Annotated in this window: 14 protein-coding genes; 3 read left to right on the top strand and 11 right to left on the bottom strand. The window is 69.0% G+C overall.

What is annotated here, in order from left to right:
• Window positions 1-20 precede the first annotated feature (20 nt).
• From ACO2SS_RS14990 to ACO2SS_RS14970, 5 genes are read right to left on the bottom strand one after another with little or no spacing between them, the layout of a single operon-like run.
• The gene (locus ACO2SS_RS14990) at window positions 21-1,346 is read right to left on the bottom strand and encodes a bifunctional folylpolyglutamate synthase/dihydrofolate synthase (protein ID WP_423278479.1); all 1,326 of its coding nucleotides are present in this window, start codon (window positions 1,344-1,346) and stop codon (window positions 21-23) included.
• Between the two features lie 7 nt (window positions 1,347-1,353).
• Window positions 1,354-2,262: an acetyl-CoA carboxylase, carboxyltransferase subunit beta gene (gene accD, locus ACO2SS_RS14985; RefSeq protein ID WP_423278478.1), complete on the bottom strand. Its 909-nt coding sequence runs from the start codon at window positions 2,260-2,262 to the stop codon at window positions 1,354-1,356.
• A 40-nt stretch (window positions 2,263-2,302) separates the two neighbouring features.
• The gene (gene trpA, locus ACO2SS_RS14980) at window positions 2,303-3,142 is read right to left on the bottom strand and encodes a tryptophan synthase subunit alpha (RefSeq protein WP_423278477.1); all 840 of its coding nucleotides are present in this window, start codon (window positions 3,140-3,142) and stop codon (window positions 2,303-2,305) included.
• 60 nt (window positions 3,143-3,202) lie between these two features.
• A complete protein-coding gene (locus tag ACO2SS_RS14975; protein ID WP_423278476.1) occupies window positions 3,203-3,835 on the bottom strand; it encodes a hypothetical protein in 633 nt (210 codons plus the stop codon).
• A gap of 3 nt (window positions 3,836-3,838) precedes the next feature.
• Window positions 3,839-5,107, bottom strand: a complete 1,269-nt coding sequence (locus ACO2SS_RS14970) for an ATPase (protein ID WP_423278475.1) — start codon at window positions 5,105-5,107, stop codon at window positions 3,839-3,841.
• Between the two features lie 170 nt (window positions 5,108-5,277).
• Between ACO2SS_RS14970 and ACO2SS_RS14965 the strand changes: the two genes are divergently transcribed.
• The gene (locus ACO2SS_RS14965) at window positions 5,278-6,171 is read left to right on the top strand and encodes a DMT family transporter (RefSeq protein ID WP_423278474.1); all 894 of its coding nucleotides are present in this window, start codon (window positions 5,278-5,280) and stop codon (window positions 6,169-6,171) included.
• On the opposite strand, the gene ACO2SS_RS14960 is transcribed toward ACO2SS_RS14965, so the two are convergent.
• The 3 genes from ACO2SS_RS14960 to ACO2SS_RS14950 all read right to left on the bottom strand — a co-directional run bounded on the left by ACO2SS_RS14960 (window position 6,158) and on the right by ACO2SS_RS14950 (window position 8,980).
• Window positions 6,158-7,009: a class I SAM-dependent methyltransferase gene (locus tag ACO2SS_RS14960; RefSeq protein WP_423278473.1), complete on the bottom strand. Its 852-nt coding sequence runs from the start codon at window positions 7,007-7,009 to the stop codon at window positions 6,158-6,160. The genes ACO2SS_RS14965 and ACO2SS_RS14960 overlap by 14 nt on opposite strands.
• Window positions 7,006-8,004, bottom strand: coding sequence for a UPF0104 family protein (locus ACO2SS_RS14955; RefSeq protein ID WP_423278472.1), 999 nt, complete (start codon window positions 8,002-8,004; stop codon window positions 7,006-7,008). Before ACO2SS_RS14955 ends, ACO2SS_RS14960 begins: the two co-directional genes overlap by 4 nt.
• Before the next feature lie 109 nt (window positions 8,005-8,113).
• The gene (locus ACO2SS_RS14950; protein ID WP_423278471.1) at window positions 8,114-8,980 is read right to left on the bottom strand and encodes an alpha/beta fold hydrolase; all 867 of its coding nucleotides are present in this window, start codon (window positions 8,978-8,980) and stop codon (window positions 8,114-8,116) included.
• Between the two features lie 156 nt (window positions 8,981-9,136).
• Between ACO2SS_RS14950 and ACO2SS_RS14945 the strand changes: the two genes are divergently transcribed.
• A complete protein-coding gene (locus tag ACO2SS_RS14945; protein WP_423278470.1) occupies window positions 9,137-9,703 on the top strand; it encodes a GNAT family N-acetyltransferase in 567 nt (188 codons plus the stop codon).
• A 20-nt stretch (window positions 9,704-9,723) separates the two neighbouring features.
• Here ACO2SS_RS14945 and fliJ read toward each other — a convergent pair whose 3' ends face one another.
• Entirely contained in the window at window positions 9,724-10,134 is a 411-nt protein-coding gene (gene fliJ, locus ACO2SS_RS14940) for a flagellar export protein FliJ (protein ID WP_423278469.1), read from the bottom strand.
• A gap of 40 nt (window positions 10,135-10,174) precedes the next feature.
• Window positions 10,175-11,488, bottom strand: a complete 1,314-nt coding sequence (gene fliI, locus ACO2SS_RS14935; RefSeq protein ID WP_423278578.1) for a flagellar protein export ATPase FliI — start codon at window positions 11,486-11,488, stop codon at window positions 10,175-10,177.
• A gap of 307 nt (window positions 11,489-11,795) precedes the next feature.
• Between fliI and ctrA the strand changes: the two genes are divergently transcribed.
• Entirely contained in the window at window positions 11,796-12,497 is a 702-nt protein-coding gene (ctrA, locus tag ACO2SS_RS14930) for a response regulator transcription factor CtrA (RefSeq protein ID WP_423278468.1), read from the top strand.
• A 55-nt stretch (window positions 12,498-12,552) separates the two neighbouring features.
• Here ctrA and ACO2SS_RS14925 read toward each other — a convergent pair whose 3' ends face one another.
• Window positions 12,553-13,350, bottom strand: coding sequence for a hypothetical protein (locus ACO2SS_RS14925; RefSeq protein WP_423278467.1), 798 nt, complete (start codon window positions 13,348-13,350; stop codon window positions 12,553-12,555).
• Window positions 13,351-13,450 lie beyond the last annotated feature (100 nt).

Below are 13,450 nucleotides of genomic sequence, written 5' to 3'. Positions count from 1 at the left end.
CCCGCGAAAGCGGGCCTTTTTCATGTCGGGGGCGTGCCGTTGAGGGCCAGGACCTCGCCCGCGAGATACAGCGAGCCGCAGATCAGAACCCGGGGCGGGCGTTCGAAGATCGTATCCGAGATCTCGTCGAGCGCGGCCTCCACGCCGGCCGCCACGGAACTCCTCAGCCCCGCCCGGCCCGCGATCGAGGCCAGTTCCTGCGCTGGGTGCGCCGCCATCTGGGACGACATCGGCACGGCGATCAGCTCGCGCGCGAGGCCCTTGAACTCGCCGAGATAGGCAAGCGCGTCCTTCGTGGCCAGCATGGCCGAGACGAGGACGAGCGGGGCGGGGCTGCGCTCCTCGAGATCCGCCATCGCGGCCGCGACCGCCCGCCCGCCGTCGCGATTATGCCCGCCATCGAGCCAGAGCTCCGCCCCTTCGGGCAGGAGCTGCGTCAGTCGCCCGCGCGACAGGAGCTGGAGGCGGCCCGGCCATTCGGCGATCGCGATGCCTTGCTCGAAGACCTTCGGCTCGAGATCGCCGAAGCCCGCCGCCTTGACGGCCGCGATCGCCGTGCCGGCATTCACGAACTGGTGCCGGCCGGAAAGCCGGGGGGCGGGAAGGTCCATGAGACCGGTCTCGTCCTGGTAGACGAGCCGGCCTCCCTCCGCGTGGACGGAAAAATCCTGCGCGCCGACGAGGATCGGCCGCGCCCCGGCCTTCTCCGCCGCTTCGCGGAGCGCCTCGTCGGCCTCGACATGGTCCTGCGGGGCGATCACCACGGGCGAGCCGCGCTTGATGATGCCGGCCTTCTCCCGGGCGATGCCGGCGAGCGTGGTGCCGAGATGCTCGGCGTGGTCATGCCCGATCGGCGTGATCACGGCGCAGGCCGGCTGGTCGATCACGTTCGTGGCGTCTGCCCGGCCCCCGAGCCCGACCTCCAGCAGCAGCACGTCCGCGGGCGTGTCGGCGAAGATGTCGAAGGCGGCCGCCGTCGTGATCTCGAACATCGTGATCGGGTCGCCCGCGTTCAGCGCCTCGGCGCGCAGCAGCGCCTCCGCGAGCCGTTCCTCCGCCACGAATCGGCCGCCCCGCATGCCGCCGAGCCGGATGCGCTCGTGGAAGCGGACGAGATGGGGCGAGGTATAGACGTGAACCCTGAGACCTGCGCTCTCCAGGATCGACCGCATGAAGGCGATCGTGGAGCCCTTGCCGTTGGTCCCCGCGACATGGATCACGGGCGGCAGCCGGCGCTCCGGATGGTGCATCCGGGCGAGCAGGGTCCGGATGCGATCCAGCGAGAGGTCGATCAGCTTCGGGTGGAGCGCGAGACAGCGCGCGATGATCGCGTCGGAGGATTCCATCGCCCGCTCACGCGGCGGGCGCGAGCGGGGCCGGCTCGGCTGCGGGCGTCTCGACGGCGGCCCCCGCGGCGGGGGCACGCATCAGCAGCCGCGACAGGCGGGCCACCTCGTCCTTCATGTCGCGCCGATGGACCACGCGGTCGACCATGCCGTGGTCGCGCAGGTACTCGGAGCGCTGGAAGCCGGGCGGCAGCTTCTCGCGGATGGTCTGCTCGATCACGCGCGGCCCCGCAAAGCCGATCAGCGCGCCGGGCTCCGCCAGGTGGATGTCGCCGAGCATCGCGTATGAAGCCGTGACGCCGCCCGTGGTCGGGTTGGTCAGCACGACGATGTAGGGCAGCCGGGCCTCGTTGAGGCGGCGGATGGCGACCGTGGTGCGCGGCATCTGCATGAGGGAGAAGATGCCCTCCTGCATGCGGGCGCCGCCGGAGCCGGCGAAGAGGATGAAGGGCGTCTTCTTGTCGAGCGCCGTCTCCGCCCCTTTGATGAAGGCCTCGCCGGCCGCCATGCCGAGCGAGCCGCCCATGAAGGCGAAGTCCTGCACGGCGATCGTCATCGGCAGCTCGCCGACCCGGCCGTAGCCGACCTTGAAGGCGTCCTTCTGGCCGGTCTTGGCGCGGGCGTCCTTCAGGCGGTCGGCGTAGCGCTTCTCGTCGCGAAACTTGAGCGGGTCGGTCGCGACGTCAGGGACCGGAACGTCGAGCCAGGTGCCCTGGTCGAACATCATCTTGAGGCGCTGCGTCGCCGTCACCCGGAGGTGATGCTCCGAGCCGGGGATGACCCAGCAATTGGCCTCGACGTCCTTCTGGAACACCATCTGCCCGGTCTCGGGACATTTGATCCAGAGATTTTCCGGACTCTCGCGCTTGAAGAGCGTCTTGATCCGCGGGCGGACGACTTCGGTGACCCAGTTCATGGGCGGTAGATACGCCTCCGCTCGTCCGAGTTCCAGAGCGTCAGGCGGCGCGCGACTTCGCGACCGAGCGTATACCGGCCGCGAGTTCGCCGACGAGTTCCGTCACGGCCGGAACCGTCGTGGCGCTCGCCCGGCCTTCCGGGTCGAGCGAGCGGGCCACCGCGTCCACGATCGCGGACCCGACCACCACGCCGTCAGCCCCCTTCGCGACCTCGGCCGCGTGTGCGCCGGACTTCACCCCGAACCCGACGACGACCGGAAGCTCGGTATGGCGCTTGATGCGCGAGACCGCCGCAGCCACGCGCCCGAAATCGGGCGTGGCCATTCCGGTCACGCCCGTGATCGAGACGTAATAGACGAAGCCCGCCGTATTCTGGAGAACCGTGGGAAGCCGCTCGTCATCCGTGGTCGGGGTGGCGAGGCGGATGAAGGCAAAGCCCGCCTGGAGGGCCGGCAGGCAGAATTCCTCGTCCATCTCGGGCGGCAGGTCGACGACGATGAACCCGTCCGCGCCGGCGGCCTTCGCGTCCGCCAGGAAGCGCTCGACGCCGTAGATGTAGATCGGGTTGAAATACCCCATCAGGATCACGGGCGTGTCCGGGTCGCCCGCCCGGAAGCGGCGGACGAGATCGAGCGTCTTGACCGTGGTCTGCCCGACCTTCAGCGCCCGGAGCCCTGCCGCCTGGATGGCCGGACCGTCCGCCATGGGGTCGGTGAAGGGCAGGCCGAACTCGACGATGTCGGCGCCGGCCTTCGGCAGGGCAGACAGAATGGCGAGCGAGGTTTCGGGGTCGGGATCGCCGGCCATGACATAGGTCACGAGCGCGGCGCGGCCTTCCTCACGGCAGCGGGCAAAACGGGCGGCAAGGCGTTCGGTCATCGTGCCGGCTCGCTAGCAGAGGCGAGCGACCGTGTCATGGTCGGGCCGGCGAAGACCCGTTCAGATCGCGCCGGCCTTGAACCAGACGCAGTTCGTATAGGCGATCCCCGGGTCGACATTGGTGCGCGCCTTGGCCTGGGGAAGCGCCCGCCCGTTCTCGCCGAGGTCGATCGTGACCTTCGAGGTCCCGTCGATCTGCTCCGAGTAGTAGCAGTACTGGTGGTTCGGGCTCCTCTGCTCGGAGGAGGAGAAGTTCCAGCCCGTGACGACCTGGCCGGACCCGAAGGGCACGTTCTTGAACACGGTGAAATTCGTGATCACGGCGGCCTTCGAATCCGGGGTCGCGCCGGCTCCGAGCTGGGCGGGAGTCGGCGTCGGGATCTCGGACCGGCCCCCGACGGCGAGCGTGGATTCGGGGTCGAGCTTCACCGTGCCTTCGGTCTTCAGCGTGACCTTGGACAGGGCCTCGGCGACCGTGTTGGCGACCTTTGCGGTCGGGAAGGTCGGGTCGCTCGTGTAGGAATAGCCGTAGAACGCGGCGCCCACGCCGACCCCGGCGAGTGCGCAGACGATCCCGATGCCGGCGAGCCGATAGAGCGCGGCCCGCGCGTTCAGCAGCCGCGCATCGGACTTGATGCGCGCGTTCACCGCAGAGGCGAGGACGCGGTTCTCGGTCGTGTTGCGAAGTTCCATGGCTCAGCGCCCGGATTCGACCACGCGGAGGGAGGCGTGGCCCGGCGCCGGCGGGCCGGCAACGGCCGCCGCGGCCGGGGGTTGGGCAGGCGCGGGCGAAGCCGCCGTCGCGGCTGCCGGTGCGACGGCGGGAGGAGCCTCGGCTGGAACGGCGGGCGAGGGAGGCCGCGCCCGGTCGAGCGCCGCCGTTGCGCTGCGCTCCGCCTCCTCGCGCGCCTGCCGGATGATCTCCTCCGCGAAGGGCTCGAGGATGAAGGTGCCGGCCTGCGGATCGAGCACGATGTCGTCCTCGTCGCGCAGCTTCTCGATCGAGGTGAGCGCGAGCAGTGTCGAGGCGACGGAAGCCCCGAGCGCCGGGATGAACACGAAGAAGAACAGGAAGGAGTGGATCTCGGCATCCGTCACCTGGGCCGGGTCCTTGAGGAAGACCATGGCCGTGAAGGAATGGAGCTGGGACCGCATGATCGCGTCCCGGAAGGCGACCTCGGCCTCGCTCTGCGCACGGTCGATCGCCGTGCGGTCCAGTTTCGCGCGCTCGGCGCGGGCCTCGTCAAGGCGGGAAGAGGCCTCCTGACGGTCCTTCTGCGCGGTCCCGAGGCTCGTCTTCATCGCCTCCGTCCGGGGGTCCGTCGAACAGCGGGTCCCGGTCACGCGGCGGCCATCGGCCGTGGTGTTGGTGACGCGCCAGCAGCGCTGCGGCGGCAGGGCGCCCAGTTCCGTATTGGCGGATTTCAGGCGCTGCTCGGCATCCTCGAGCTGGGCGGCCCGCTGCGTCACGACCTCGTCCGCATCCTTGATCTGCCGGTCGAGCGTCGCGCGGGCGTTCCTGGCGTCGGCCAGGCGCTCCTGCGCCTGCACGGCTTCCTGGAGGCGCGGGCGGAACATGATCTCCCCGAGCTGGGAGATCGATTTCACGGTGACGACGCCGGCGCCGATCACGCCCACGGCCGCCACGATCCGTAGCGCGATCGACTTCTGCGTCCTGATCGACACGGCGAGCGGCACGCGGCTGAACTCGATGACCGCATAGGCGGCCGGCGCCAGCATCATCATCCAGAAGGCGAGGGGATCGTTGCCGCCGTAGATGGAAGCGAAGAGCCAAGCTCCGGCAAGCGAGGTCGCCACGATGACGCCTTCCGCCAGAAAGGCGAGCGCGAGCCGCTTGTAGGAAATCGAGTAGCCCCGCTTGAGATCGGCAGCATATCGTGCCGCCGCTCGGGCCTGACGTCGTGTAAGGGCGTTCGGCCCGGCTAGAGCTGCGACATCCGCCATGCGATCTCAAAATCCTTCGAGTCTTTTGCCGCCTCCGCGATCTCCCCCAAACCGCGCCGCCCATGACTTTAACTGATCATTCACTTGAGCAGCAATCGCCCAAGTCTGTCCCGGCCTCTCCGCCTCCGCGCATGATGAATCCCCGCGAAGGGCGGCCCGGAAGCGGGCAAGTGCTCCGCTTCCTGGCCTTTCTGGCCATGGCGTTCGTCTGGGGCCTCACCTGGATCGCGGCGAAATGGGCCACGGAGGCCTCGCCTCCGGTTCTGGTGGCGGGCGTGCGCCTGCTCTTCGCGTCGCTCTTCTTCGCGGGCTGGTGCGGGCTCGCCCGCGTCCGGATTCGGACAGCGAAGGTCGGCCGGCTCCTCGCCGCGTCGCTCCTGGTGAATACCGGCTGCTACAGCTTCCTGTTCTGGGGCGTGACACACGCACCGACGGGCCTCGCCGCCATCGTCAACCTGTCACTCATCCCGGTCTTCTCGATGCTGATCGGGGCGCTCTACGGCGAGGAGACGATTTCCGTCCGCAGGCTCGCGGCCGTCGCGCTCGGGGCGGCCGGCCTCGCGCTGCTGTTTTCGTCCCGGGACGGGACGGCGTCGCGGGAAGGCGCGCAGGTCGGGCTGGGTCTCGCGGCGGTCGTGGTCGCCACGCTGTCCTATGCCTGGGGCGCCATCGTCTCGAAGCCACTCGTCCGCGAGATGCCGCCGGTGGCGGTGGCCTTTTGGCAGACCCTGATCGGCGGAGCCTCGCTCGTGGGAATCGCCATCATGATCGAGCCGGTCGACCTCGCGGCTTTCGCGGGCATGTTCTCGGGCCGCGCCCTCGCAGGGCTGGCCTTCCTGGTGCTCGGCGGGTCGCTCGTCGGCTTCTCGGTCTATCTCTGGCTGTTGCGGGAATGGGGCGCCTTCCGGGCCGGCCTCTATGCCTTCGTCAGCCCGATCATCGCAGTCGCCGTCGGGGTGATCTGGGTCGGCGAAAGCTTCGGTGTCTGGGAAGGGGTCGGCATGGCCATCATGCTCGGCGCGACCGCGCTCGTCGTGAGACCCGAGAAGGTTAGCGCTTCCTGAGCCAAAGGCTCGTCTCGCGGGCGCCCGGCAGAAGGGGAAGCTGGCCGGCGATCCCGGATGCGAGCCAGCCCGGATGGCGGGACGCCACCCAGTGGCTCGAGAACACGAGATCGTAGCCGCCCGATCCGATCAGGGCGGCGACCACGGTCGCCTCGTTGTAGGCGCGCCAGTCCCATTCCGGCGGATAGGCATCGGGCAGCAGGATGTCGTGGATGTGGACCAGGACCCCGGCCGAAAGCCGCGGGAGGATGTCGCCCACGAGCCGGTCCACATCGGTGCCCGGCATCGCCACGTGGCTCGAATCGACGAAGAGCAGGTCGCCGGGCCCGAGCGCCGCGAACAGGGCGGGATCGGCATCCCCGAGGAGCGCGCGCTCATGCCGGACCCGAAGGCCCGCCAGGGAGGCGCGGGGCGAGGGGTCTATCGCGACTATCTGCGTCGGGATACCGCCATCCTGGACCGCCCGGGCCATGAAGCGCGTGGAGTGTCCTGACCCGATCTCGACGATGTGGCGCGGCTTTTCCTGACGGACGAGCACATAGGCCATCAGGGCGTCGAGGCGGGGAAACCAGTCCTGGTCGAAGCGGGCGGGACCCTGGCCGCCGAGGAGCCGCAGGATGTCGGTCCGGTAGGATTCGGCCACCGCCACGAGGCCGCGAAACCCGGGCTCGGCCGCACGGAAGCGCGGCTCGAGGGCGGGATAATCCGTCGCGGCGACCGTCGCCGCGTAGCGATAGGGGATGAAGAAGCCCCGGGGCCTCCCGAGCAGGGTCGACAGGCCGAAGGCCGCGCGGCGAAGCTCCTCCCGCAGCCCGGCGCGGCCAGGCCGGGATCTCACGGGGCCGGCGGGGGAACCGGAGGGATCGTGGCCGGCATGCGATCGCGCCATGCCTTGGCGAGACGCGCCCGCTCGAACAGGAGCACGACCACCAACGCGGCCGCGAAGGGAAGGATGAGGTAGAACAGCCGGAACACCAGCAGGGCGGCCAGCACGTCCGCCTGCGGGACGTCGGGCATCATGGCCACGAAGATGAGTTCCAGGACGCCGAGCCCGCCCGGCGCGTGGCTGACGAGTGCCGCCGAGAAGGCGGCCAGGAATGCCCCGAGCACGATCAGGAAGCCCGGGTTCACGGCCTCCGGCAGCGCGAAATAGATGATGCCCGCCGCGCCGATCAGCTCCAGCGGCGCTGCGATGACCTGCCGCCACATGATGTCCGGGCGGGGATAGGCCAGCGTGAAGTTGCGGATCGTGATCGGCCGCAGATGGAGGAGCGAGCCGAAGACATAGAGCGCCACGAAGCCCAGGAAGGCGAAGCCGATGATGCGGGCAGTGGTCGGGTTGGCGAGAGCGGCGGGGACGCGGTCGGCCACCCGGGTGAGGAGATCCGGCTCGATCACCAGCACGGCGCCGCTGAGGAGGATCGTGCCGAGCCCGAAGGTGAACGAGCAGAGCGCCACCAGCACCGCGACCTGCGGGGCGGAAAGGCCCTTCGACGTATAGGCCCGGTAGCGAACGAGCGCGCCGGAAAAGACGGAGGCGCCGATGTTGTGCGACAGCGCGTATGTCGTGAAGGACGTCACCGACACGAACAGCCAGGAGACGTGCCTCACGCCGAGATGGAGCAGGGCGATGCGATCGTACCAGGCGAGCGCCGCATAGGCGACGAGGGTCGACCCGAAGGCGAGCGCGTAGCCGTGAGCCGGGATGTTGACGAGGCTCGTCCAGACATCCGCCAGGGATATGCCCCGCAGCTCTTGGTAGAGCAGCCAGCCGGAGACGACGACCGCTGCCAGGCCGATGATCGGCCAGATGAACTCTTTGACGTTCTTCATTCACTCGTCCGGGCCGGCCGGGCTCTTTGGCCGGCGCGAAGCACCGTTCTGTGCCCGACCGGACGCAAGCTCGCAAGCGCGGCAAGGATGTGACGAAAGGCCAAGTTCCTCACAATCGCCGCACCGCGAGCCAGTCGAGGATCTCGCGGGCGACGTCCTCGGCGAGAGGATCGAGCATCAGGAAGTGCCCGCCCTCGGCGAAGAAGCGGTGGCCGGCGGCGTGATAGGCCGCGCTGCGCAACGCGGTAGAAGGCCAGACGAGGCGGTCCACCACCCCGTTGAGCACGAGGGTGGGCAGGCCGGCCAGGAGGGCGGACACGACCGGGCGCGGCAGATGCGCCTCCGCGAGGGCGCGGGGCGATTCCGGGATCAATCGGGCGCCGTAGCGGAGCGCCTTCTCGCGCGGAACGCCTTCTCCGAACAGGAGCTGAAGCCCGGCGAGATCGATCGTCGCGCGTGAGTTCGTCACGGTCGCGGCGGCGGCCTGCGACCAGATCTTCGGCTCGGTCATCGCAAGCCGCGGCCCGACCAGCGCCATCCCGTCGGGCGGCAGCGAGCCCATGAGCACGAGCCCACGCATCCTCGCGCGGCCGATCAGGAGCTGCGCCAGATAGCCGCCCAGCGAATGCGCCACCACGACGGGCGGCTCGGCGAAGCTTCCGATGGCGCGGCCGAGGTCGGAGGCGAGGTCGTCGAGCCCGGCGCCGCGGAGTTCCTCCCCTCCCTCGCTCGCACCGTGCCCGCGAAGGCTCACGGCCACCGCCTGCCGCCCGCGCCGGCCGAAGAAGGGCAGAAAGGTCTCCGCCCAGCACCAAGCCCCGGCAAAGGCTCCGTGAACGAAGAGCAGCGGAGCGCCCTCGCCGCCGCTTTCCGGGCCTGCCACGAGCCGTTCGAGCGCTGGCTGGTCGGCTGATCGCACGACGTCCGCCCGGACGCCCGGGATCGTGCCGTCTTCGCGCCGGTGGATGGGTCGCAACGCCAAAACGTCCTCGCTTCCGAGCCGCAGACCTCGCTCATGGCCCGATCGTGGCCAATGCCGCACAAGGGAGGTAGTTTCAGGCTCAGCCTAGAAAGGAAGACCCGAGTGGCGCCACGTCGACATCCCGGAAGCGAGCAAGAGGTGCCGGGGTTCGTGGAACTTCCTCCGGGCAAGATCGCCGCCGTCGCGACCTATCTGGAGATGCGGCAACCCTCGCCGGCCGCCTCTGCGTCTTCGCCCACGGGGGAATTCGTGCCGCTGGCGGGCGACGTCGAGCGCTATCGGCGCCTCTTCGCCGAGGTTGGTGAGCCCTGGCTCTGGTTCAGCCGCGCATTGCTGTCCGATGCGCAACTCGCCTCCATCATCGACGATCCGCTCGTGGAAGCCCTCGCCCTCGTCAAGGACGGGCGCGACGTAGGCCTCCTGGAACTCGATTTCCGCAAGGGATCGGAGTGCGAGCTCGCCTTTCTCGGGCTCGTGCCGGGGCTGATCGGGCGCGGCCTCGGCCTAGAACTCGCTGCGGAGGGAATCCGCCGGGCCTTCCGGCGGCCGATCTCGCGCCTGTGGCTCCACACCTGCACGCTGGATCACCCGGCGGCCGTCAGGTTCTATCGTTCGGTCGGGTTCACGCCTTACCGTCGGGCGCTCGAGGTCGCGGAGGACCCACGGCTCACGGGCCGGCTGCCGCGCGACGCGGCACCGGATGTCCCGATCGTCTGAACCGGCCCTCTACCCGGGACTCAGGCCCGCATCGCGCGGGCAAGTCCCAGCTGGTTCATGGCGGCCTGGTCGCGAGCACTGTCGGCGGCTCTTTCCGCGGAGCGCTCGCGGCTCTCCAGGATCTCGACTTTTTTCAGCGCCTCGAAGGCTTCGCCTAGCTCCGCCTGGGCGTCCTCGAGCTGCGTTTTCAGCTCGTCTGCGGAACGCTTCAGGTTGTCACGCCGCGTTCTGGCGGCCTTGGCATAGGTCGAATAGGCGAAGTGGCCGATATCGGTGATTCCCGAGCGCTGTTCCTCGGCCGCCACCTCGCGCTCGAGATCGGCCGCCATCCGGTCGAACTCGGCGATCATTCCCTCGATCTGCGCAACCCGCCGGCGCTTCTCGTCGAGCTGGAAGCGTTTGAGGCGGATGAGCGTCTCCCGCGACTTCATGGATCAATGTACTCCGCACGCGCCTCGCCGCAGAGCGCTTTCACGAAACGCTCAGGATCTCGGCTAGGCGGCGGTAACCATCCCGCATGGAGGTTGACTCTTCCTTACGCTGGCCGAGGAAGGCCTCCAGCTGTGGCATCAGGGCGACGGCCTCGTCCACTTCGGCCGAGGATCCGCTCTTGTAGGCGCCGAGGCGGATCAATTCCTCCATGTCCGAATAGGTGGCGAGGATGCGCTTGGCCTGCTGCACGACGGGCCAGAATTCCGGATCGCAGGACCGGGGCATCGTCCGCGACACCGAGCGGAGCACGTTGATGGCCGGATAACGCCCTCGTTCGGCGATCGTGCGCTCCATCACGATGTGCCCGTCCAGGATGCCCCGGACGGCGTCGGCGACCGGCTCGTTGTGGTCGTCGCCCTCGACCAGGACCGTGAAGAGGGCCGTGATGGTGCCGTCGCCGGTGCCCGGGCCGGCGCGCTCGAGCAGGCGGGGCAATTCCCCGAACACGGTCGGCGTATATCCCTTCGCGGTCGGCGGTTCCCCGGCGGCGAGGCCGATATCGCGCTGCGCCATCGCGAAGCGCGTGACGGAATCCATCATGCAGAGGACGGAGCGGCCCTGGTCCCGGAAATATTCGGCCAGGCACAGCGTGAGATAGGCGGCGTTCCGGCGCATGAGCGCGGGCTCGTCCGACGTGGCGACAACGACGACCGAGCGGGCGAGGCCTTCCTCACCGAGGTCGTCCTGGAGGAATTCCTGCACCTCGCGGCCGCGCTCGCCCACGAGGCCGATGACCGCCACATCCGCTTCGGTCGCGCGGGCCATCATCGAGAGCAGCACGGATTTTCCGACGCCGGACCCGGCGAAGATGCCCATGCGCTGGCCGCGCGCGGCCGTGATGAAGGTATTGATCGCCCGGACCCCGAGATCCAGCGGCTCGCCGACACGGCGCCGGGCATGGGCCGGCGGAGGATCGGCCCGGAACGGATACAGGGTGGTGCCGCGCTCGAGCGGCCCCTTGCCGTCGACCGGCCGGCCGAGCGCATCGACAACCCGCCCGAGCCAGGCCGAGGTCGGTCTGACGCCCGGGGCGGCAGCGCTCACCCGCGCCTCGCAACCCCGGCGTACGCCCTGCAGCGACCCGAAGGGCATCGCGAGCGCGCGGTCGCCCGAGAAGCCGATCACCTCACAGGCGATCTCGGCCCCGCCATCCACCTGCACGTCGAGTCTGCCCCCGACCTGCATGGCCGCGATCGGGCCGGCTACCTCGACGAGGAGCCCGCGCACGGCGGCCACGCGTCCGTAAACCTGAAAGGGCTCCACGGCCTCGATGGCCGAAAATGCCTTGCGGATCCGGGACTTTGTCACCTCCGCTTAAACCTCCTGTTTACCTGCTCTGTTAACACTGGGGTTCTCGCGCCGGGGAACTGGCGCGGGGCCGGATCCGAGCCGCCCCTGGGCGGTTGACGGTCTGACTCCGGAGCGATGGGCCAATTGGTCGTAAACACGCCTGACCGGTCTTGCGCGACTGAATCAGGCTTTGTTAACCAAGAAAGCCTAGCGTCGTGAGTCGAATTCGAGCGGTGCGTTCGTCGTTTGGGCGACGGCGACGGACCGGTGTCACAAGCCCGATTGCCTTGCGGCTAGGCTGGGGATTTCTATGCGCGTACTCCTCGTCGAAGACGACAGCGCAACGGCGCGCAGCATCGAGTTGATGCTCAAGTCCGAGAACTTCAACGTCTATACGACTGATCTCGGCGAGGAGGGCATCGATCTCGGCAAGCTCTATGATTACGACATCATCCTTCTCGACCTGAACCTTCCCGACATGTCGGGTTATGAGGTGCTGCGGACGCTCCGTGTCGCCAAGGTCAAGACGCCGATCCTGATCCTCTCCGGCATGGCCGGCATCGAGGACAAGGTGAAGGGTCTCGGCTTCGGGGCCGACGATTACCTGACGAAGCCGTTCCACAAGGACGAGCTCGTCGCGCGCATCCATGCCATCGTCCGCCGGTCGAAAGGCCACGCGCAGTCCGTCATCACGACGGGCGACCTGATCGTGAATCTCGACACCAAGACGGTCGAGGTCACAGGCTCGCGGGTCCATCTGACCGGCAAGGAGTACCAGATGCTGGAACTCCTTTCGCTCCGGAAGGGCACGACCCTGACGAAGGAGATGTTCCTCAACCACCTCTACGGCGGGATGGACGAGCCCGAACTGAAGATCATCGACGTCTTCATCTGCAAGCTGCGCAAGAAGCTCGCGAACGCCTCCCAGGGCAAGAACTACATCGAGACGGTCTGGGGCCGCGGCTACGTCCTCCGTGAGCCGAACGAGGTCGAGGAGCGGATCGCCGTCTGAGAACCGCACATTCCGAGAGGAAGCGGGGCGAGGGAAACCTCGCCCTTTCTGCGTTCTAGGGCAGCTTTTTCGGTGCGGTCCGGAGATTGAGGGCGAGCAGCGCCGCGTTCCAGGCGACGGAAATCCCGAGCGCAAGCGCGAGGGCTGTCGCCGATCCGAGCGCGACCACCGTCTGGTAGAACGTCGCGAGCCCCACCGTGAAGCCGAGCATTCCCGGGATGCTGTTCGCCAGGATCGCGGCCGTCGCCGGTCCGCCCGCCCGCGGGTGCAGGACGAGCGTGAGGCTCGTCAGGACGACGGGCGTGAGCGCTGCGATGCCGGCCGCGCGTGGCCCGAGCCAGCGTCCGGCCAGCACCACGGCGGCCACCACGCACATCACGGTCGCGGCGCGGGCGGGTAGGTCCCACCAGCGGCCGCGCGCCCGGGCGCGCGGCAGCGCCTTCCGATAGCGGCGCGTGAGCAGGTACGCTCCCCCGTAGGACAGCACCGTCAGGGCGGCGACCGTGCCGAAGCCGAGCTCGAGGGACGTCAGGAGCGTGGCGAGGGAGAGCCAGACCGCGAAGGCGCAACCGAGGCTCAGCAGCAGCCCGGATCGCTGGGCCAGGATCGCGTAGGTGAGGATGAAGGGCGCGGTGCCGACATTGACGGCGAGGCTCGCGAGCGCCGATTTCGCCAGGAATTCGGGCGTGTGGTCCAGCGCCAGAAAGACATAGGCCGGCCCGGCGGAGATCGGCAGGGTCGCGACCAGCGCTCCCATCACCGGCCCGGAGCGCTCGACGATCAGGGATGCCGCCACGACCACGGCGGCGCTCGACGCCATCTTGGCGGCGAGCGCGAGCCAGAGAGAGGTCACGTGCTGGGAGCTTGAGAAGCCGGGCAGGAGGGTGCCGGCCGAGAGCGACCCGGCCCCGGGCCGGTGCCGCCCCGGGCCAGCTCGCGGCCGGCCATGAAGC

It is taken from the genome of Enterovirga sp. CN4-39, assembly GCF_049446235.1.
Lineage (GTDB): Bacteria > Pseudomonadota > Alphaproteobacteria > Rhizobiales > Beijerinckiaceae > Enterovirga.
The sequence above is the reverse complement of the archived record's forward strand: the minus strand, read 5'-3'. Positions and strand labels throughout refer to the sequence as shown.

Coding starts and splice junctions, on each gene's coding strand:
- ACO2SS_RS14990 (WP_423278479.1), bottom strand. CDS start 1,346: ATGGAATCCTCCGACGCGATCATCGCGCGCTGTCTCGCGCTCCACCCG.
- accD (WP_423278478.1), bottom strand. CDS start 2,262: ATGAACTGGGTCACCGAAGTCGTCCGCCCGCGGATCAAGACGCTCTTC.
- trpA (WP_423278477.1), bottom strand. CDS start 3,142: ATGACCGAACGCCTTGCCGCCCGTTTTGCCCGCTGCCGTGAGGAAGGC.
- ACO2SS_RS14975 (WP_423278476.1), bottom strand. CDS start 3,835: ATGGAACTTCGCAACACGACCGAGAACCGCGTCCTCGCCTCTGCGGTG.
- ACO2SS_RS14970 (WP_423278475.1), bottom strand. CDS start 5,107: ATGGCGGATGTCGCAGCTCTAGCCGGGCCGAACGCCCTTACACGACGT.
- ACO2SS_RS14955 (WP_423278472.1), bottom strand. CDS start 8,004: ATGAAGAACGTCAAAGAGTTCATCTGGCCGATCATCGGCCTGGCAGCG.
- fliJ (WP_423278469.1), bottom strand. CDS start 10,134: ATGAAGTCGCGGGAGACGCTCATCCGCCTCAAACGCTTCCAGCTCGAC.
- ctrA (WP_423278468.1), top strand. CDS start 11,796: ATGCGCGTACTCCTCGTCGAAGACGACAGCGCAACGGCGCGCAGCATC.